The organism is Yersinia similis (genome assembly GCF_001053095.1).
Taxonomy (GTDB): Bacteria; Pseudomonadota; Gammaproteobacteria; order Enterobacterales; family Enterobacteriaceae; genus Yersinia; species Yersinia similis.
Genome location: NZ_CGBP01000006.1, coordinates 1 through 21,593 on the forward strand (window position 1 = coordinate 1; position 21,593 = coordinate 21,593).

Sequence of the window (21,593 nt, forward strand, 5' to 3'; positions counted from 1 at the left end):
CTTTTCCGGGCAACAAACATGGGCTAACAAAAGTGTAGCGGTATTAAGCGCAGTTATTTAGCATCCCTTCGGACTAATTTCATACCATTGAAATCAATTGGGTTATGGCTGGCAGTGACCTCGATTCCACCATCCAATCCGAGATAGAACGTTGAGAAATATATTTCTTCTGTTCCAGATAAACCAATATCAAAAACATCAACGCCAGCATCTTGTAAACCACGGGAGAGTGCTGATTTTAATCTTTCAGTACTCATTCTTGCATCACCACCGAAAACTATTTTTTTAGGTCTTTCGAATTCACCGAATGCTCGCCCTATACGATAAGCGATATCTTCATTCAGTTCATCTCCTAGTCTTCCTCGGATATCATAAGATTTAAAGCAAGTTAAATTTTCCATTATTAATAGCCAATCCCATACTCTTCAAGACGAATTACATCATTTTCATTTAAATAAGTACCACTGCGAACTTCTATTAATTCTAATAATACTGAGCCTGGATTTTCCACCGCATGTGGTGTACCAATAGGAATATAAATTGATTCATTCTCGGTTAATAAAACTATATTATCTCCCTTCGTAACCTTTGCTGTTCCAGAGACAACGACCCAATGCTCTGCTCTATGATAATGAAGCTGAGTTGCTGTTTTTTCACCCGGCTTTACGGTTACAGCTTTAACCTGATAACGCTCACCTTCAGCTATAGTGTCATGCTTTCCCCAAGGACGGAATACTTCTCTATGCTGTAAATATTCAGGTCGGTCAACAACTTTTAGTTGCTCTACAATTTTTTTTACATCTTGTGTTGTATCTTTATCTGCGATTAATATCGCATCTTTTGTTTCTATTATAATTAAATTATGTACGCCAACGGCAGCAACTAGCCTATTTTGAGAGTATATATAGCTATTACTTGATTTATCTGTTAGTACATCACCACGAATAGCATTTCCATTAGCATCTTTCTCACTGACTTCCCACAGAGCTGACCACGAGCCGATATCACTCCATTTTGCATTCATACTAACAACAACGGTATTATCAGACTTCTCCATCACTGCATAATCAATCGAGTCACTAGAACAATTTATAAAATCACTCTCATTAACTCTAATAAAGTCAAGGTCATATCGAGATCCATTCATGGCATCTAAACAACTTTTATAAATGTCAGGCCTGAATTTCTTTAAAGCATCTAAATACACAGAAGACTTAAATAGGAACATCCCACTATTCCAGTAATACTCACCGGAGTCTACATATTGAGTTGCTTTTTCGATATTTGGTTTTTCAATAAAAGAGCTAACACTAAATGCCATATTGCTAATTTCAGCACCTTTTTTTATATATCCATATCCTGTTTCTGGCCCTGACGGTATAATACCAAATGTAACAAGTTTGTTATTCTTTGCATGTATAACTGCTTCTGAAATAGACCTCTCAAACTCTGATTTATCTTCAATTACATGATCTGCAGCTAATATTAGTAAAATCGGATTTTCGCCATCATTAACCGCTTTCAAAGCTGCCAATGCTATTGCCGGAGCAGTATTGCGGCCTTCAGGCTCTAAAATTATTCCACTATGATATGTTTCATTCTCTCTGAGTTGTTCTGCAACAACAAAACGATGCTCTTGATTGCAAATAAAAATAGGTGGTAAATGTTCTATATTAGACAATCTAGAAACTGTTTCCTGTAGCATCGTCGATGTAGATATTAATGAAAGGAATTGCTTAGGATATAAAGAACGTGATAATGGCCATAATCGACTACCAGAACCACCTGCCATAATAACTGGAAGTATATCATCTTTCATATTTATATTTTCTATTTAAGTGTAAAATTGAGAGTCAATTAGATTGAATCAGCACTACTATATCTTCACTAATATTAAAATAATTAAGTTAACATGATTTTCACCGATTAAATCAATTATGACTCATTCGATACGTTTTCATTTACTCAAATACAGAATACGTAGCGTGAAATTAGATCTCCATATATCTGAAAGTTCAACATTAATGTTAATAACCATATTACTAAAAACAGGCACACTTCAATTATATTAATTTTATGGGTATTTATTTCTTTAATATGTTAAATAGGTTTTTAATCTGTTCAGAAAGATCTATTTGGTGATTCCCCACAAACAATCCATGTTTATCTATATATTCGGCATCGGTTACTTCACCTGCGATTGTATAATCAAAAAATTTGAGTACTTCTTTATTCTTGAGAAAATTTCCCGTAACGATTGGCCGACATTCAATGCCAGCTTCAATAAGTTTTTTAACTAACTCAGCTCTTGTTATTGGAGAGGACTCTTTAAGAATTAAAGCGAATCCAAACCAACTACTTTCACCAGTCTCCTGTTGGATATCTATATAAGGATGGCTGCTGAATAGCTCTTTGAATATCGTGGCATTTTTCCTACGCATTTCAATAAAGCTTGGTAACTTCTTCAATTGTTCAATACCAATCGCTCCACTCATTTCCAACGGACGAACATTGTACCCTGGAAGAACGAATTTGAATGACTCTTCAAACGGATCAATACTTTTTTGGCCAGTAATATGATTGAACTCAGGTAAATTACGAGTCCAGCCATGCGCTCTTATACAAAGTAAGATATGATACAATTCTTCATCATCAGTTATAACACAACCACCTTCCATAGTTGCGATATGGTGAGAGAAGAAAGAACTGAATGTTCCCATTAAGCCATAGGTACCCGCCTGCTTACCATTTAGTCTTGCCCCCATAGATTCACAGTTATCTTCCAGAATAAAAATATCTTTACCTTCAGTAATTTTAGTAATAGCATCAAAATCGTTAGGATTCCCTAATAAATTTACAGCCAAAATTGCTTTTGTCTTTTCTGTAATCGCAGATTTTAATTTATCAAGATCTATGTTTAGTGTTTTTTTATCTATATCAACAAATCTCACGTTAAGACCGTATTGCTGTAATGGGAAATATGTTGTTGACCATGAGACTGCAGGAACAATAACTTCATCACCACGCTTAAACTTAGGCTTTTTAGTGAAAAATAATGCAGCAATCATTAATAAATTTGCTGTAGAACCTGAACTTACCATTACTGAATATTTAGAACCGAAGTATTCAGCAAAATCCTTTTCATACTGTTTTACAGACTCCCCCATAGTGAACATGTTTGAATCAATAATTCGTTGAATTGCGTTCAGCTCTTTTTCATCCCAAGTGCTACTAGCTAAAGGAAAATTAATCATTATTTTTCTCATTTAAAAAATATTGGCAGGTTTGTGATATACCACTTTCTAGATCTACTTTATTCGACCAACCGAATTCAGATAGCAAAGTATTATCTATTAATTTTCGACGCATCCCAACGGGTTTAGATTTGTCATAAACAAATGTCCCCTTATATCCTAGTATCTTAGCGATTACTTTGTAATATTCAGTGATAGTATAATCTTGACCCAAGCCTACATTAATATTCTGCGGCATCTTCGTGAAATTATTGATCGTATAGAATATAAAATCAGCTAAATCTTCAGCATACATAAACTCGCGCCTTGCTTCACCATCACCCCATATTTCAACTTCACTTTTACCAGTTTCAATTGCCGTGACAATCTTTTTTATAACAGCAGGAATCATATGAGAATTATTCTCATCAAATTTATCATATTTTCCATACAGATTACAGGGAATAGCAGTTTTATATTGAAACTCTGAATCTTCTCTATTTATATACTCGCATAATTTGGCACTTGTGATTTTAGCAAGCGCATAGCCTTCATTCGTTGACTCTAGTTCACCGGTAAGAATCATGTCCTCTGTTAATCCAGAGTCACAATCTTTTGGATACATACAAGAACTACCTAAATTCAGTAATTTTCTAATATTATTATCTTTTGCGGCAGTTAATAAATTAATACCCATTTGCATGTTTTCAACTAAAAATTTTACAGGGTTATTAATATTTGCATGGATTCCGCCAACGATCCCTGCAGCGTGGATAATAAAATTAGGTTTATGGTGTTTCAGATATGTTGTTATGTGCTTTTTTTCAAGAAGATCTAACTCTTTGCTTGATGGTGTAATAAATTCGTAGTCTTTAGACTTGGTGTGGGCGAGAATATTCTTCCCAACCATGCCACCTGCCCCTGTGAGTAATATCTTCACTTTTTTACCCTATTTAGACTCTATTGCAATAGAAACTTCATGACCGTGCGATTTTAAAATAGCTATTGCCTTTGCTTTTTGCAGATCATTTTTTACCATTTCAGCACACATTTCATTTACACTAATTTCAGGTACCCAACCCAGTTTTATTTTTGCTTTAGAAGGATCACCTAATAAAGTCTCGACTTCTGCAGGTCTAAAATATTTTTGGTCAACCTTAATAATAACATCGCCTACTTTTACGGACATAACATCGTCAGAGTCTTTGACCGATTTCACTACACCAATCTCATTAACACCCATACCTCTAAATTCTAATTCTATCCCCAATTCTGCCGCAGCCATACGAACAAATTCTCTGACAGAAATTTGTTTACCTGTCGCAATAACAAAATCTTCTGGTTGTTCCTGTTGGAGCATAAGCCATTGCATACGGACATAATCTTTTGCATGCCCCCAATCTCTTAGTGAATCTAGATTTCCTAAATGTAAGCAAGTTTCTAGTCCTTGCGAAATATTAGCAAGTACACGTGTAATTTTTCTTGTTACAAAGGTTTCACCACGACGCGGTGATTCATGGTTAAACAAAATACCGTTACAAGCATACATGCCATATGCCTCACGATAATTTACCGTAATCCAATATGCATATAATTTAGCTACAGCATAGGGAGAACGTGGATAGAATGGAGTAGTTTCTTTCTGAGGTATTTCTTGCACCAGACCATATAATTCAGACGTTGAGGCTTGATAAAATTTGGTTTTTTTTTCTAATCCTAAGAAACGAATAGCTTCAAGCAATCGCAAGGTTCCCATTGCATCAACATCCGCAGTATATTCAGGTGAGTCAAAAGATACTGCGACGTGTGACTGAGCACCCAAATTATATATTTCATCGGGTGTTATTTCTTTTACCAATCTAGTTAAGTTAGACGAATCAGTTAAATCGCCATAGTGTAAGAAAAAATTATCAGCACTCAAATTAGTGTCTTGAAATATGTGATCTATACGTTGTGTATTAAACGAAGATGAACGCCGTTGGATACCATGGACCTGATAACCTTTTTTTAGTAAAAATTCAGCAAGATATGACCCATCTTGACCAGTAATACCTGTAATTAATGCCTTTTTCATACTTACCTCTATTGAAATATTCTCTATTATTTTTATTTATCCGATTAGAAAAACAAACAAAATATTTAGGAAATGATGTATTATACCTTTTATCCATAATTATGGAGGTATATTAATAATCTACTATTTTTGTGGCGCTAGATAAAATATGCCATATTTTAGTCATTTACTGAAAAGTGTTTTCTGTCATAATTATAAAAATTATATTTTTCGTTCCAGCCATGTACACTTCCATTAAATAGGAGATAGTTAATATTTAAGTATTCACATCTTAAACCAGCATTGAAAGACCCAATAAAAATTCCCCATAGAAGTACTAGGGGGCAAGAAGTCTTATCTACAATGATTATCACCAAGTCGAATAGTCTTCTTTTGTAACGTAATCACTTAAATTGTTTTACTTATGTGGTTTTGTAACTTCACGAGGTATAATAAATAATATTATAGCTAGCTTATTATGGGGTAAAGTTATCTAGATTAAGTGTAGGCTACAGGATTATGTAAAATGCTTATAATATGTTCGAAGGTAAGTTAATAATCATATACCTAATCACGCCTTATTAAATAGCTGCGCTTAATAGTGCTCCACTTTCATCATCCCCTGCGAGGCAAGAGATTGGCTCAAATTTACCGCAAAATGCTATAGCGTAAAACTTGTAGACACCGCTCTTACTGAGCAATCATATACTCAAAAATTGCAGGTATGGCAGTAAAAGGCGTAGTTATTTAGAATGGTAATATATTAGCACTGAAGTAAATAAAAAAACTTCCAAGCTAATATTTTTATTTATTGATAGTAATCCAATTAGCGACAACTGGGTAGTCTTTTGATTCTGATTCATACCAAGGCCAAGGTGAAATTACAATTTGATCTTTATTTTTTGCTAACCAAGCCCCCCACCAGCTGAAAGTACTGTTAGCTATAACATGATTTTTTGCATTACTCATTAACCATAGATCTATTTCTTGATTGAATCCAATGGAGATACTCACGTTAATATTAGATGGAAATAAGTTAATTATATTTTTTTTACACCAATCAATATCATTACTGAAGATAAAGAACTCAGGATTTTCTACTTTATCTAAAATAATACCTATAGCTTCTTGATAATAATGGACAGAGCATACACCGTGTACTTTTAATGCTTCCTTATTATCTATATAATCACCACGTCTAATGTGAATTGAAACTGAATTTGTATTTTTTATTTTATCACAAAAGATCAATGCATCTGTTTCTATCTCTTTAGGAACAAAAATTTCTTTTAATTCGGAATGACATTCACTAAAATACTCCTCCTTTGCCCAATGACCTAACATTAGTACGTTTTTTCCACATACACGATTATGACCATTACACTCATGATGCCACTTATTTGATCTTGAGGAAAGAAATGGGAACCTATTCATCAACCTTATTTTCCACTCAGGAAAGATCTTCTCTTCTTCTTTAGTTAACTCTCTATTGGGTATTTTTAACCTATCTAACCGATACCCGCCATGAAGCGTATAATTGAATTTTTCATAGAAGCGTTTATCAATAATTAATTCTGCTCCCATACTTTTAGCTTTAGAATAAGCAGCAGCATACTCAAAAAGTTGATTCCCAAGCCCTCCCATTAAACGGCAAACTATTTTTTTGTTTGTCATTTTATTTTTCTCCAAGTCTTAATTAAATTATTTTATTATTTTTCAACTGACCATAGGCACTATGTATCATGATACATACCAAATCAGAGAATATGCATATTCATTATAGTACTGTAAGAAACCCCCTCTATACTCAGTGCTATACTATATCTTACTTTAATTGATATCGAAAAAATCCTGAGATAATATTAAAACTTCACATAACCCTCGCTAATTATTATTATTTAATTATAATAATTAATAGATAAATATTTTATATGTAATTTCCCACAGATAACGTCATTTTTATTCAGGAATGCTTTCTATGAATAAAAAAACCTAATAATAGTCTATTTTTGTAGATGCTATAAGAAAGTTATCCCCTCATAGTTCTTTATCATTTTTAAGCCATACCTCCAGTAAATTTAGACTTAATTATTTATATCTTCAGTATTTTTCGCTAAAAATTAAAAAAGGCATTATGCTGCTTTTAAAGTTAAAAGTCTTAAATGATCATATCAATACGTATTAAAAAATCATTACATATGCTTTCTTAACTTAATTTTTCTTACATGTAATAAGCATTTTAATTTAAGCAAAAGCAGTTTAAAAGTGTCTAATATACTTATTTCATAATCATCATTTTTTTTCCAATTAATGTTCCACGTGGTTTTTTCAATTTCCCTCATTATTTCTGCGAATTTATCAACACCAACTAAACCATGCTCTTCATTGAATATTTTCATTCTAAGCTCATAATTTTTATCAATAACGCCATTAATTACATCTGGTTGCATACAAGAATTTTCTAGTATTCTATACTTTGATACTTTAGTATTTATATATACTACATCACCGTGAAATCGTATCCATCGAATGTAAAATTCATAATCGATAATAGGATACCAATAATTATCAAACCCATTTATAGCCAATGCTTTTTTACGATCCATAACAACAGCTAACGTCGCAATATAATGGGAGCTAAAAATATAATTCTGAAGATCAACTCTTTCTTCATGCCCTTCAGTTACTATTAACTGCCTATATTTATTATAAATATTACGTAATCCCCTATAGAAAAAACCAATTTCTACCTTATTAGATTCATGTCTTTGTTCAAGAAAATATGCACCAAATCCAACCATTGGGATATTATAAAAACCGTCAAATTTATTCAGGTATTTATCTAACTGAGCAGGGAAATTTTCACATAACAAATCATCATCATGTAAAATAGTAATTAACTGTCCTCGGCCTAATTCTAAACAACGATTCCAATTACCTGCGGCCCCATAATTAGATTCATTTTTATAATATTTAAATTTATAAGTTAAAAAATCACGCATTTCTTCAATTGCTAAATCAGTATTTTCAGGATCATTATCAACCACAATTATTTCTACTGAAATACTAAATTTCAAATTAAATACACTTTGCAAAGTTTCTTTTAATAATGGAAACCTTTTATATGTAGGTATGGCTATTGTCAAAATCACATCATCTTCGTTAAAATAATTATTTATAATAAGATTACTATTCATTTAAAAACCTTGCTGTGACATTTAAACTTTCCTATTTACATGGTTTTAGTCATAACTAAAAATATATGAATTTTTTTAAAATTAATTTTTTAGAGAAAGAACAGAAATTATTTTCACTCTAACCACAAAACGAAACATAGCCCATTTTTGTGTAAATACATGTAAAAAACAATTAATAAAAATAAGGAAGGTAATAATAGAAGAAATTAAAGTAAATGAAATTCCATAACCCAACAACTAATAGTTTAAAAAATAGTTGTGATTTACCTAATAAATACTATATCGTCTATACAGATATCAGCGAATGAGCATAAATATTAATTAATAAAAACAGAACTAGCGGCCCATATTGGGAATTAATGTAATTCCTTTGTTGTTTAAATAAGAAATAGCTAGAAACCATTTTATATTTAAATTAGCAGACGAATTAATCATAGAATGCTAGACCCAATGACACCTAATCCACTATTTATACAACTTTTACATAAACTATATAACTTACTACCATTTGGAAAATCATGTAATTAAAAACAAGTCAAAAAACACCTAAAAAAATCAGCTAACACAACTAACCCTCTCGTAGCAATAGTGCATAGACGTAGTATCTATTTTATATAGCAACATATGGTTGCTAAATTGGCACTATTAAAAATATATTTTTATTTAATCTATCACTATTTAAAATTTATTATTTTTCTCATTTCGCTAACAATAGCATCTTTTGATGAATACTGAGGAATGAATCCAACTAACTGAAAAGCCTTTTTATTCTTGCTATAATAATAAATACGATCATTTTTTGGTATATTTATATCATCTAAATCAGTTATAAGATATTTCATTCCAAATTCATCATGCATAGTTTTCACTAAATCTTTCTTATTAATAGGGCAAAGCGAATAACAATCTAAAGCGCAATTATCAATGCCATTTGCTAATATAGAAGTAATTAAAGTATGAAAATCATCAGGATGTATATAATCTCTAACCATTTCTTTACTTGTTGTAACAAAAACTTCGTCGTCTCTTACTGCTCTACACATATCAGATAAAATGAATCGCGACTCTATATTCTGAGATGAACTAAAATAGCCAAAAACTCTTAAATCATATATCTTTAGTGACGATAATGATCTATGTCTTATCTCAGAGTAAAATTTTGCCAAACCATAAAAATCACTTCCATTATTATCTATATGAAAGCGACTATCCGTTCTAAGACTATCTTTATCGGAAAATACATCCCCATAAACTGCACCGCTACTAATAAAAACATATTTACAGTTTGAGTTTTTTTTTAAATATTTTATTACCAGATCATCATATTTATAAGTAATGTCGATAATTTCACTGCCCATCTCTTTAATTTTTTCTGGATCACCTGCACCAACAAAGTTTATTATGGCATCATATTTATAATTATGATCAAAATAATCTATATTACTTGATTTATAACCACTATGATTATTGAATGATAATAACCAAGCGCTTACATTTTCAGCATTTCTTGAGTATAAATGCAAGATAACCTTTTGGTTTTTAGATAGCCGAATTATAAGATCCTTAGCTATTTGACTTGTTGCGCCTAAAATTGCTAATTTCATATATTAAACCAACTATTTATAGGGAAATTGTTTATCAATTGGGTTACCAAAAGCTAATCTTGGTCTACATTCTCTTGCATCTTCCATCAAAACTTCAATAAGCATTGGCTTTGGATTATCAATAAACACATTGACTTTTTCTAAAAAGTCACATTCTGTTAATACAGTGTACGACTCAACATTATATGCTTTCCCAATTTTAGAGAATGATGAGCTATATCCACTCCAGTATGTTGACTCATTTCTACCGTCAAAATACATTTCCTGAAAAGCACGTACCATACCTAAAGAATTATTGTTTAAAACTATTGTTAGTATAGGACGATTTTCGCGAGATATAATATCTAGCTCTTGGATATTCAATTGAGCTCCACCATCCCCAGTAATTACTACAACAGGATAGTTTGTCGCATATGACACACCAATAGCTGTTGGGATGCCAAATCCCATCGCACCCAAGCCTCCAGAATTATGAATAGCTTGCCCTACACCTAAACGTAATGAATGGGCTGCCCACATCTGATTGTTGCCGACATCAGTTACGTAATGGACATTTTTATCATTAAAAGCATTATTTAGAATGGAGAAAAGGCTAAATGGACTTACTTTTAAATCTTGATATTCATCTACAAAATTTTTAGTCCAATTGTTTTCTAATTGTAGGAACCAAGAGTTATACGAATTACATTGCCTCGAACGTAAATAATAAGAAAAGAAATCCTCACATGATGCATTAATATTAAGTTGACATTTCACTCTATTATCTAATTGTTCAATATCAATATCAATTTGGACAATTTTCGCGTTTCTTGCAAAATCTTGCGTGTCAGCACCGGTCTGCCTTACGTCTAAACGGCTACCTAGAACAATAACCAAGTCAGCATTTTGTACTGCATAATTAGCAGTGCGGGTACCATAGCTACCGACCATACCAAAATAGCCTGGTATTGATAAAGTTTTCTCCGCACCTTTTAAACTGGCGACATGGGGTATATTATTTTCAGAAATTTTGTTTTGCCAAAGATTGAATTTTTCTTCGTGTATTGCACCACCACCAATTAAAAATACAGGTCGTTTAGACTGCTCTAGTAAGCTAAAAATCTCATCAAATATAGATGATGAATCTTTTTTAGATATCAGATTAGAATCTATTTCATTGTTAAGATAATTGATTATACTATCATCTAGTTCAGCTCTTTGCAGATCCATTGGGATATCAATAAGCACAGGCCCAGGTCTACCACTTCTTGCGATATCGATTGCATTTTGCAAACATGGAATTATTTCATCTTTGCTTTTTATCTGATATGCATACTTTGTTATACTTTTAACAATACTAACTATATCTAATTCTTGAAAACCTTGCTGCCGGATACCACGCCCCCCCTTAAGTTCATGAGTATTGACCTGGCCTGTAATAAAAATACAAGGAGAACTATCTAACCAACAATCTGCAATGCCAGTTATCAAATTTGTAGCACCAGGTCCACTAGTACCTAAAGCTAAACCTATTTTTTCATTACCCGTAGCTCTAGCTATTCCACCGGCTGCAAATGCTGCAGCCTGCTCATGGTGTACAGAAACTAATTTTGTTTTCCCTAATGAATTGATGCTATCCACAAGATGAGCAATCATTCCACCGATCAATTCAAAACCAAAATCTACATTATTAGCACTTAACACATGCGCTATTGCATCAGATGCTTTCATTTTCTGCCCCAGAAAAATTAAGCTAGCTAAACCAGCTCAATATACTAACTACATTAAAAATTCAAACCAAAGAACTCTTCAAACTTACTCACAACATAATCCAAATGATCATGTGTCAGGCCTGGGTAAATACCAATCCAGAAAGTTTGATTCATAATTCTATCGGTATTTGTCAATTCACCAACAACACGGTATTTCACATCATGGAAATACGGCTGGCGAGTTAAATTACCGGCAAATAGTAGGCGAGTTCCCACTTTAGCTTCATCAAGGAATTTAACTAGATCAATACGGCTAACTCCGCTATCTTCTTTCAGTGTGATAGGGAAACCAAACCATGATGGATCTGAATTTTCAGTTGCTTCTGGTAATTCAATAAAGTCAGCACAGGATTGAAGTGCGTCTTTAAGGTATTTAAAGTTAGCTTTACGTTTTTCAACAAACTCTTCTATGCGCTCTAGTTGCGCCAAACCACAGGCAGCCTGCATATCTGTGATTTTTAAGTTATAACCTAAATGGGAATAAGTATATTTATGATCATAACCGAATGGTAAAGAGCCAAGTTGCTGGCCGAAACGCTTTTTACATGTGTTGTCACAGCCTGGAGCACAATAACAATCACGACCCCAATCACGGAAAGATTCGATGATACTCTTCAGTTCCGCCGATTGTGTAAATACCGCCCCACCTTCACCCATGGTGATATGATGAGCAGGATAGAAGCTAACGGTACCAATATCGCCAAACGTACCAGCCATTTTTCCATCGTAGGTGGAACCCAACGCATCGCAGCAGTCTTCAATTAACCACAGGTTATATTTATCAGCTACTCGGCGAACTTCAGCTAGATCGAATAGATTACCTAATGTATGGGCAATCATAATAGCTTTGGTTTTATCACTAACCGCCGCTTCAATCAGGCTAGCATTTACATTGTAAGTTGGAATATCAACATCAACAAAGACAGGAATTAACCCATTCTGAATAGTTGGGTTTACTGTGGTTGGAAAACCTGCGGCAACAGTAATAACTTCGTCACCTGGTTTCAACGCCCGTACCCCTAATTTAGGTGAGGTCAGCGCGGTCAAAGCCAATAAGTTGGCTGAAGAGCCAGAAGTTGTAGTCAGAACATAAGGAACGCCCAAATACTCGCCTAGTTTTTTCTCAAAAGCGTCATTAAAACGGCCCGTAGTTAGCCAACCGTCTAAAGAAGCTTCAACCATTAACTGGAGTTCTTTGGTACCAATAACTTTACCTGAAGGTGGAACGACACTCTTACCTGCTTCAAATGGCTTAGGGGCCATAGCCGTTTCAGCGTACTGAGCAACCAGCTCAGCAATCTGTTGACGTAATTCTTCTTGACTCATTTATCTATGACCTCAAATCATTTAGTGTTCATGTAATTATTAATTTCAGTAATACTGTATTCATGCATATCTGTGCCTGATAACCAGTTCTTGTGCCAGCCCACAATATATTCGAGCGTAGTATTCAAGTTCCAGCGAGGATGCCAGCCAAGTTGCATTTTAGCTTTTGAACAATCCAGTTTCAGATAATGAGCTTCATGAGGGTGAGCATTGCCATCTAATTGCCAGCTTGCACCCTGTCCCCAATATTTCACCATTTTCTCAACAATATTTTTTACCGGAGTAGCATCAGCATCGTTAGGACCAAAGTTCCAACCTTCGGCATATTTAGCACCGTCAGTATATAACTTCTGTGCCAACAGCAAATAACCCGATAAAGGCTCCAACACATGCTGCCATGGGCGAATGGCATGTGGATTGCGGATAATCACTGGTTGGGACTGTTCAAACGCCCGAAGGATATCTGGAACGATGCGATCCAATGCCCAATCGCCACCACCGATAACATTACCAGCACGTACTGTCGCTACGGCAGTGCCATGCTGGTCATAGCTCGATGGATTGAAGAACGAATTACGATAGGATGACGTCACTAATTCCGCACAACCTTTACTGTTAGAGTAAGGGTCATATCCCCCCATCGCTTCATTTTCGCGATAGCCCCAGATCCACTCTTTATTATCGTAGCATTTATCACTGGTGATATTGACCACCGCCTTGACGCCACCAACATGGCGAATAGCCTCCAGTAAATAAACGGTACCCATAACATTCGTTGAGTAGGTTTCAACAGGCTCGGTGTAGGATAACCTGACCAGTGGCTGAGCAGCCATGTGGAAAACAATCTCTGGTTGGAATTCGCGGATTGATTCTAATAATTTGTTTTGATCACGAATATCACCGATTTCCGATTGCATCCCGTCGGCAACTCGTGCGGTATCAAATAGGCTAGGCACAGTGGGGGGGGCCAGAGAGTAACCTTTTACCGTTGCCCCCATGGTTTGCAACCATAAACTCAACCAGCCACCTTTAAACCCAGTATGACCGGTTACAAAAACCCGTTTACCTTGCCAGAAACTATTATTAATCATTTTGTTATTCCCATACCTTCCAAGGTGCCCTGCCTTCTTCCCATAGTTCATGCAGATAGATCTTGTCACGCAACGTATCCATTGGCTGCCAGAACCCGGCATGTTCAAACGCCATCAACTCCCCCTGAGCAGCTAATGTCATTAAAGGTTCCTGCTCCCAAGTAGACTTATCACCATCGATCAGATCGATAACTTTAGGCGACAAAACAAAATAACCGCCGTTGATCAATGCGCCATCGCCTTTTGGTTTTTCTTTAAAACTACGTACTTGTTTATCTTTAATATCCAGCGCACCAAAACGGCCTGGGGGATAGGTTGCCGTTAATGTAGCTTGCTTGCCATGGCTCTTATGGAATGCAATTAATTCAGCAATATTAACGTCACTAACACCATCACCATAGGTGAAACAGAAAGCCTCATCGTCTTTGACGTAATCCTTTACACGCCTAAGTCGGCCACCGGTCATAGAATCTTCACCGGTGTCTACTAACGTGACATTCCAAGGTTCGACTCGCTTTTGGTGTACTGTCATTTCATTATCACGCATGCAGAAGGTAATATCCGACATGTGCATAAAGTAATTCGCAAAATATTCTTTAATGACATAGCCTTTATAGCCACAGCAAATAACGAAATCATTTATGCCATAAGAAGAGTAAAGTTTCATAATATGCCAGAGAATAGGCTTCCCACCGATCTCTACCATTGGTTTTGGTTTTACTACGGTCTCTTCACTAAGACGGGTTCCAAGGCCTCCGGCCAAAATGACTGCTTTCACTTGAATCTCCATTACGTATTACTTTGATCTCTCAAAGTTATTTTGATGGCACAAAGGCATCAGAGAAAAATTTATTTTCAGCTAATCCATGATTAATGAAATCATTACGAGCAGCAGTAATCATAGCTAATGAACCACAGGCATAAACATTAAATAAGCTGAGATCGGGTATATCTTCAAGCACCGCTTGATGTACAAAACCAGTGGCTCCGGTCCAAGTACTATCATCGCCTGATACAACAGGCACATAATGAATATTAGGGTGTTGTATAGCCCACTCATTGGCAATGTCAGAATAGAAATTATGCCCTGCTGGCATTCCCCAATAGATATGAACCTGCCGTTGGTCATTCTTATTGATCAACGCCTCAACCATTGATTTCACTGGTGCAAAACCTGTTCCACCAGCAAGAAAAACAATAGGGAGATTATCTTCACGAACGAAAAAGGTCCCTTGCGGGCCTTCAATTCGCAAAAGCTGCTGTAATTTTAACTCATTAAAAATGATGTTGCTGAATACACCATTAACAACTTTACGTACGTGTAATTCGATATTGCCATTACCACCTGGAGCATTAGCAATAGAGTAACTACGGCGCTGTCCATTAATAATTAAATCAATGTATTGGCCCGCCAGATACTGTATTTTGGCCGTTGGTGGCAAACGTAAGGAGAGAATGGCAATATCTTCACCAATAAATTCAATGCTATCTAATTTACATGGATAAGTTTTTTTTTGTATATGACTTAACTCTGGATAGTAATTAACATCTAATTCAATATCAGATTTCGCCTTAGAGCAACAAGTTAGAATTGCACCTTTAGCAACATCTTCCTCAGTTAAAAAGGTATTTTCCGCACTGTCTACTTCACCAGAAATCAATATTGCCTTACAAGAACCACAGGTTCCATCTTTGCAGCTGTATTCAATATTTATATTACTATCCAGAGCCGCATCTAATATTGTAGATGTTCCATCGGAAGTAAAAATAATACCTGATGGATGCAGCTTAACATTTAATGACATAAAATAAGTCCAAATATATTATGTAAGGTTTATTAGACGTACTCAATACAAACTTAAGTCAAAAAAATTCAGTGACTAAAATAGAAACAAAAAAGCAAATAATTTTTGATAAAGAAGTACGGTTAAAAATCACTAAAGTAAAAAATTGTAGAAGGCCTTCTTCCTGCCGGTTCCAGAGTAAAAGGCAACTATTGGGGTTCTATCCCCCCCACGCTACCGCCCTTGGCTTGCAGCTACCAATGCACTGGTGATATGAAGCTTTAGGCCTACAACCATAACAGGGCCTTGAAGGTACGCGCTTTTACCTAAAACAGGTGTCGGAGCATTCCGAAATTACAGATGTAAGTTAAGTTAAGCACCCTATGACATAAAAACCCAAAATTTCGTGCTAATAATCGTACTTATATCCCTATATTACAAGAGAGATGTGATGTACATCATGTTCTATTTGATAAAGAGATTAGATCAAAATGAACAAATTCTAACCACCACAACATTTTACCCACTATTTATATTTTTTACTGATTCTTCATTGGATTAAAAATGTGAAATTTTTGAATGTGATAAACTATCAAAAGACATAATGTTTAGCAGTCATTATATATTATGTCGAATTAACTGTTCTAACAGGGTAATATGCCCCTCGTCGTCATTCAATGCTGGGATGTATTCAAACTTCTCTCCGCCCGCATGCAAGAAAAACTCTCGATTTTGCTCTTTTATTTCTTCCAGAGTTTCCAGACAATCGGCAGAGAAGCCTGGGCAAATAAGCTGAATATGCTTAACGCCTTGAGAAGGTAAACTTTTTAGGGTTTCATCAGTATAAGGTGTCAGCCAGGGTTCACGGCCAAAGCGGGATTGATAAGTCATTATGATTTTCTCGGCAGGCAGAGGTAATGCAGCCCTCAGTGCCCGGCTGGTATCTTCACAGCGGATAGGATAATCATCACCCAATTGAGCATAGCGCTTAGGAATACCATGAAAAGACATCACTAACCGGTCTGGCTGACCATGTTCCGCGAAAGAGCGTTCAACACTCTGTTTTAATGCTGAAATATAAGCTGGATGCTCAGCATAATCACGGATAAAAGAAACTGAGGGTAAGCGGCGGTAGCCTTTCAGAACCCGGGCAACAGCATCCCAGACCGCGGCGCTGGTTGAACAGGAATATTGCGGGTAAAGCGGTAATATAACTAGGTTGGTGACACCCTGAGCTAATAATTTTTCAATAGCATCTGGCAAATTTGGTGAACCATAGCTCATGCCTAATTCTACGGGAATATCGGGCATTCTTGCTGCCAGTGCTTTCTGCTGACGGCGGCTATAAACCAATAGAGGAGAACCCTCTTCCATCCAAACGGATTGATAAAGTTTTGCTACACGTGGTGACCGAAACGGTAAAATAACACCGTGCAGCAATGGCCACCATAGCAATGGGGAAGTATCAACTACCCGGCGGTCACTCAGAAACTCAGCTAAATAACGCTTGATAGCTTTCGACGTTGGGGCATTTGGTGTCCCCAAATTAACCATTAATACGCCGGGTTTGCTTTGCATCATGCCGAATCTCCTTTTGTAAGTACTACGCCCTTCTTACTTGAAATAGCTAAGGCGACCTTAGGCCGCCTTAGCTATAGTACCATCCAGAATTAACCGAGAATAGCCGCCAGTTCAGCACTGACTTCTACTACATTACGGGTTCCGTCCAGTTTAAAATATTGTGTATTACCTGCATCCGCTTCTTTATGATAGTAAGAAACCAATGGCGCTGTTTGTTGATGATACTCGATAAGACGCTTACGTACAGTCGCTTCCTGATCATCTTTGCGAATAGTCAACTCTTCGCCGGTAACATCATCTTTATCTTCAATTTTAGGTGGGTTGAATTTAATGTGGTAAACACGGCCTGAAGCAGCATGTACCCGACGGCCGACAATACGCTCAACAATCAGCTCGTCTGGAACATCAAACTCCAGTACATAATCAACTTTGATACCGGCTTCTTTCATGGCATCTGCCTGAGGAATGGTACGCGGGAACCCGTCTAACAGAAAACCATCGCGGCAATCTTCCTGTGTGATGCGCTCTTTGACTAATGCGATAACTAACTCATCAGTCACTAACTTGCCCGCATCCATAATTTCTTTTGCTTTCAGACCTAACTCAGAACCTGCTTTTACAGCGGCGCGCAACATGTCACCAGTAGAGATTTGCGGAATACCGTATTTCTCCATGATGAATTGAGCCTGAGTACCCTTACCTGCGCCCGGAGCGCCCAGCAGAATGATACGCATTGCGTAAATCCCCTTGCTTGTAGTTTTTCTATGTGTTTTTACTTAAATAAATAGAAATTGTGGAAAACAAGCAACCATACCATTTTCAGGGGGGTTGGCTCAAGGCGCGTGAGGTTGGGCGGCAAGATATTTGAGGAAATAAAATAATAAAATACAGATATAAATCAGACGGGTACAATAAAAAACACCCTTGAGAATACGTTAATCAAGGGTGTTTTTTTATCGATTAAGCAGTGAGTAACTGATTCATTCGGCGAATAAACTGGTTAGGATCTTCCAATGTTCCCCTCTCAGCGAGCAGCGCCTGATCCAGTAATAGCTCAACCCATTGTGCAAATTGAGTATCATCTGTTACTTCCGCAGCACGCTTAACCAAGCCATGATCCGGGTTCAGCTCAAAGATGTACTTCACTTCCGGAGCCTGTTGACCCGCGGCGGCGAATAGCTTAGCCATCTGCGTACTCATTTCATCCGCATCAGTCGTTACAATCGCAGGTGTATCCGTCAGGCGATGCGTTAGACGTACGTCTTTAACACGCTCACCCAATAGCGTTTTCACGCGTTCAACGAAGGGTTCCAGTGCTTTCTCTGCTTCTTGCTGCTCTGGATTTTCTTCATCAGCCAATTTATTCAGTGAGTCATCTGCTTTACTGACCGATTGGAACGCTTTGCCTTCGAACTCAGTCAGGTAGCTCATCATCCATTCGTCGATACGATCGGATAACAATAGGACCTCGATACCTTTTTTACGGAACAGTTCCAGATGCGGGCTACTCTTCGCAGCAGCATAGCTGTCAGCAGTGATGTAATAAATTTTCTCCTGCCCTTCTGCCATACGGCTGACATAGTCTTCCAGTGACACGGTCTGTGCGGAACTGTCGGTATGCGTTGAAGCAAAGCGCAATAGCTTAGCGATAGTCTCTTTATTGCTACCATCTTCCGCTGGGCCTTCTTTTAATGCCATGCCGAATTGTTGCCAGAATTGCTGATATTTCTCAGCATCATCTTTAGCCAGTTTTTCCAGCATTTGCAGCACACGCTTAGTCAATGCACTGCGCAGATTCTGTGTAATACGACTGTCTTGTAAAATCTCACGGGAGACGTTCAGCGGCAGATCGTTCGAATCTATCAAACCACGGACAAACCGCAGATAGTTCGGCATAAACTGCTCAGCTTCATCCATGATAAACACACGCTGCACATAAAGTTTTAAACCATGTTTGTGATCACGGTTCCACATATCCCATGGTGCCTGCGCGGGGATATACAGCAAGCTGGTGTATTCCTGCTTCCCTTCAACGCGGTTGTGGCTCCAACTGAGTGGGTCAGTAAAATCATGGGCAATATGTTTGTAAAATGCTTTGTATTCGTCGTCAGAGATTTCTGCTTTACCACGGGTCCACAGTGCCTGAGCTTTGTTGATTTTTTCCCAGGTGACAGTACCGTCTTCTTCATTTTTAACCTGAATTTCAACCGGCAGGGCAATATGGTCTGAGTATTTGCTGATAACAGAACGCAGACGCCAGTCATCCAGATACTCGTCTTCGCCTTCACGCAAATGTAGCGTAATTTCAGTACCACGCTCGTCTTTAGTTATATCGGCGATGGTGTAATCACCTTCACCAGCCGATTCCCAGAATACACCGGTATCGGCGGGGGCACCGGCTGCCCGGGTGCGTACGGTAACTTTATCGGCAACAATAAATGCTGAGTAGAAACCCACACCAAATTGACCAATTAATTGGCTGTCTTTGGCCTGATCAGAACCGATTGATTCAAGAAATGCTTTAGTCCCTGACTTGGCGATAGTACCAAGATTATCAATAACTTCGTCACGGCTCATACCGATGCCGTTATCACTCAGGGTTAAAGTACGTTTTTCTTTATCAGAAGATAAACGCACTCTCAGTTCGCCATCCCCTTCAAAGAGTTCGGGGTTAGACAGGGCACGGAAACGGAGTTTATCTGCAGCATCAGAAGCATTGGAGATCAGCTCGCGCAGAAAAATTTCTTTATTGGAATAAAGCGAGTGGATCATCAAATGGAGGAGCTGTTTTACTTCAGACTGGAATCCACGGGTTTCTTGACCTTTCATATTCATTAATTACCTCAATCCAAATTACCAACAGGCAGATAAAGTCGAACAATGAAGATCAAATGGGGCCAATAGCGGCACTTTCAAGCGGTAAAGCAGAAAAAAACAGAGAATCGGGGGCGATTGGCTTATTATCCTGAATAAAATTATCCGTAAGATAGTCAATAATAAGGTCATCGCCCACGGTTAGGAATACGATCAATACTTGATGGGATTACGCCCTGCTAACGAGTGAGATAACGTGGTGCCATCGACCATTTCTAACTCACCACCAACAGGAACACCATGAGCGATGCGGCTGGCCAGTATGCCATATTGGCCACACATCTGGCCGATATAGTTAGCCGTGGCATCCCCTTCAACGGTTGGATTCGTTGCTAAAATGACCTCACTGATAGTCTCAGTAGAAAGCCGCTTCTCCAGCAGATCTAACCCTATATCACCTGGGCCAATACCATCCATCGGTGATAAATGCCCCATGAGCACGAAATAACGCCCACCAAACTGGCCAGTTTGCTCAATGGCATGGATATCTGCCGGGCTTTCGACCACACAGATTTGACCATTTTGTTTGCGGCGGGTATTCAAGCAGATGGTGCAGTGCTCTTGCTCGGTAAATGTACGACAATCTGCACAATGGCCTATTTCAGACATTGCCCGTGTCAGAGCCTGCGCCAGGCGCATTCCACCACTACGATCGCGCTGTAATAGCTGAAATGCCATACGTTGCGCCGATTTCGGGCCAACACCCGGTAAACAACGCAACGCCTCCATTAATGACTCAAGGAGTGGACTGGTTTGCATCAGAACGGCATCTTAAAGCCTGGTGGCAATTGCATCCCATTGGATACAGAGGCCATTTTCTCTTTTTGCGTTTCATCAATACGACGAGCAGCGTCATTTAATGCGGCAGCAATCAAGTCTTCCAGCATCTCTTTATCATCTTCAACTAACAGGCTAGGGTCGATCTCAACCCGGCGGCAGTTATGCGCCCCATTAATTGTCACTTTTACCAAGCCCGCGCCAGATTCACCGGTAACTTCTAATTTGGCGACTTCTTCCTGCATCTGCTGCATTTTTTCCTGCATCTGCTGGGCTTGTTTCATTAAATTGCCAATACCGCCTTTACCAAACATAGTTATCT

General features: G+C 37.4%; 17 protein-coding genes and 1 pseudogene. All 18 read right to left on the bottom strand.

The annotated features are described in order from the left end of the window. Window positions 1-56: 56 nt before the first annotated feature. Window positions 57-401, bottom strand: a pseudogene (locus AC971_RS06335) (phosphomannomutase CpsG); the annotation flags it as partial. A gap of 2 nt (window positions 402-403) precedes the next feature. Further along, entirely contained in the window at window positions 404-1,819 is a 1,416-nt protein-coding gene (locus AC971_RS06340) for a mannose-1-phosphate guanylyltransferase/mannose-6-phosphate isomerase (protein WP_038402151.1), read from the bottom strand. A 265-nt stretch (window positions 1,820-2,084) separates the two neighbouring features. Then, window positions 2,085-3,254, bottom strand: a complete 1,170-nt coding sequence (locus tag AC971_RS06345; RefSeq protein WP_025382878.1) for a DegT/DnrJ/EryC1/StrS family aminotransferase — start codon at window positions 3,252-3,254, stop codon at window positions 2,085-2,087. Further along, window positions 3,247-4,173 (bottom strand): GDP-L-fucose synthase family protein, encoded by a 927-nt coding sequence (locus AC971_RS06350; protein WP_025382877.1) that lies wholly within the window; start codon window positions 4,171-4,173, stop codon window positions 3,247-3,249. Before AC971_RS06350 ends, AC971_RS06345 begins: the two co-directional genes overlap by 8 nt. Window positions 4,174-4,182: 9 nt before the next feature. Next, entirely contained in the window at window positions 4,183-5,307 is a 1,125-nt protein-coding gene (gene gmd / locus AC971_RS06355; RefSeq protein ID WP_025382876.1) for a GDP-mannose 4,6-dehydratase, read from the bottom strand. Window positions 5,308-6,090: 783 nt separating this feature from the next. Further along, window positions 6,091-6,960, bottom strand: a complete 870-nt coding sequence (locus tag AC971_RS06360; protein WP_025382875.1) for an alpha-1,2-fucosyltransferase — start codon at window positions 6,958-6,960, stop codon at window positions 6,091-6,093. A gap of 518 nt (window positions 6,961-7,478) precedes the next feature. Continuing rightward, complete coding sequence (locus tag AC971_RS06365; protein WP_025382874.1) at window positions 7,479-8,483, bottom strand: glycosyltransferase; 1,005 nt, start codon at window positions 8,481-8,483, stop codon at window positions 7,479-7,481. Between the two features lie 674 nt (window positions 8,484-9,157). Then, entirely contained in the window at window positions 9,158-10,087 is a 930-nt protein-coding gene (locus AC971_RS06370; protein WP_025382873.1) for an NAD-dependent epimerase/dehydratase family protein, read from the bottom strand. Between the two features lie 12 nt (window positions 10,088-10,099). After that, window positions 10,100-11,797: a thiamine pyrophosphate-binding protein gene (locus AC971_RS06375; RefSeq protein WP_025382872.1), complete on the bottom strand. Its 1,698-nt coding sequence runs from the start codon at window positions 11,795-11,797 to the stop codon at window positions 10,100-10,102. Window positions 11,798-11,850: 53 nt separating this feature from the next. Continuing rightward, window positions 11,851-13,164 carry a lipopolysaccharide biosynthesis protein RfbH gene (gene rfbH / locus AC971_RS06380; protein WP_002208596.1) on the bottom strand — a complete coding sequence of 438 codons (1,314 nt, stop codon included), beginning with the start codon at window positions 13,162-13,164 and terminating at the stop codon, window positions 11,851-11,853. Between the two features lie 17 nt (window positions 13,165-13,181). Beyond that, window positions 13,182-14,255, bottom strand: a complete 1,074-nt coding sequence (gene rfbG / locus AC971_RS06385; RefSeq protein ID WP_071825481.1) for a CDP-glucose 4,6-dehydratase — start codon at window positions 14,253-14,255, stop codon at window positions 13,182-13,184. Between the two features lie 4 nt (window positions 14,256-14,259). Next, window positions 14,260-15,033 carry a glucose-1-phosphate cytidylyltransferase gene (rfbF, locus tag AC971_RS06390; protein ID WP_025382870.1) on the bottom strand — a complete coding sequence of 258 codons (774 nt, stop codon included), beginning with the start codon at window positions 15,031-15,033 and terminating at the stop codon, window positions 14,260-14,262. A 37-nt stretch (window positions 15,034-15,070) separates the two neighbouring features. Then, entirely contained in the window at window positions 15,071-16,060 is a 990-nt protein-coding gene (locus AC971_RS06395) for a CDP-6-deoxy-delta-3,4-glucoseen reductase (RefSeq protein ID WP_025382869.1), read from the bottom strand. A gap of 597 nt (window positions 16,061-16,657) precedes the next feature. Next, window positions 16,658-17,620, bottom strand: coding sequence for a ferrochelatase (gene hemH, locus AC971_RS06400; protein ID WP_025382868.1), 963 nt, complete (start codon window positions 17,618-17,620; stop codon window positions 16,658-16,660). 89 nt (window positions 17,621-17,709) lie between these two features. Continuing rightward, window positions 17,710-18,354 (bottom strand): adenylate kinase, encoded by a 645-nt coding sequence (adk, locus tag AC971_RS06405; RefSeq protein WP_025382867.1) that lies wholly within the window; start codon window positions 18,352-18,354, stop codon window positions 17,710-17,712. 226 nt (window positions 18,355-18,580) lie between these two features. Next, complete coding sequence (gene htpG / locus AC971_RS06410; RefSeq protein ID WP_174407867.1) at window positions 18,581-20,449, bottom strand: molecular chaperone HtpG; 1,869 nt, start codon at window positions 20,447-20,449, stop codon at window positions 18,581-18,583. Between the two features lie 198 nt (window positions 20,450-20,647). Continuing rightward, a complete protein-coding gene (gene recR / locus AC971_RS06415; RefSeq protein ID WP_025382865.1) occupies window positions 20,648-21,253 on the bottom strand; it encodes a recombination mediator RecR in 606 nt (201 codons plus the stop codon). Further along, window positions 21,253-21,585, bottom strand: coding sequence for a YbaB/EbfC family nucleoid-associated protein (locus tag AC971_RS06420; protein ID WP_002208604.1), 333 nt, complete (start codon window positions 21,583-21,585; stop codon window positions 21,253-21,255). Before AC971_RS06420 ends, recR begins: the two co-directional genes overlap by 1 nt. Window positions 21,586-21,593 lie beyond the last annotated feature (8 nt).